Annotated in this window: 1 protein-coding gene; it reads left to right on the top strand. The window is 36.7% G+C overall.

Annotated elements, in window-relative coordinates:
- Positions 1-210, top strand: a 210-nt coding sequence (locus SB822_RS61540) for an extracellular solute-binding protein (protein WP_410859724.1), incomplete at its 5' end; no start/stop codon positions are given.
- Positions 211-229: the final 19 nt, after the last annotated feature.

Here is a 229-nt window from a genome sequence, read left to right on the forward strand (position 1 = left end):
GGACTCGTTTATAAAACGGATGCCATGAACTCATCAAAAGTTGATATCGTTGCAACAGCCAAGGAAGATTTACACGATCCGATCATTTATCCGGTAGGGATAATCAATAATAGTTCACACCGAAAGGAAGCGCAGCTATTTTACGACTATCTTCAAAGTGTAGATTCTGACAAGGTTTTTAAAAAATATGGATTTGAAGATTTGGACTAATTCCGCAGTTTTGTTAATC

Origin of the sequence: Paraburkholderia sp. SIMBA_054 (genome assembly GCF_046534875.1) — a bacterium.
Taxonomy (GTDB): domain Bacteria; phylum Pseudomonadota; class Gammaproteobacteria; order Burkholderiales; family Burkholderiaceae; genus Paraburkholderia; species Paraburkholderia hospita.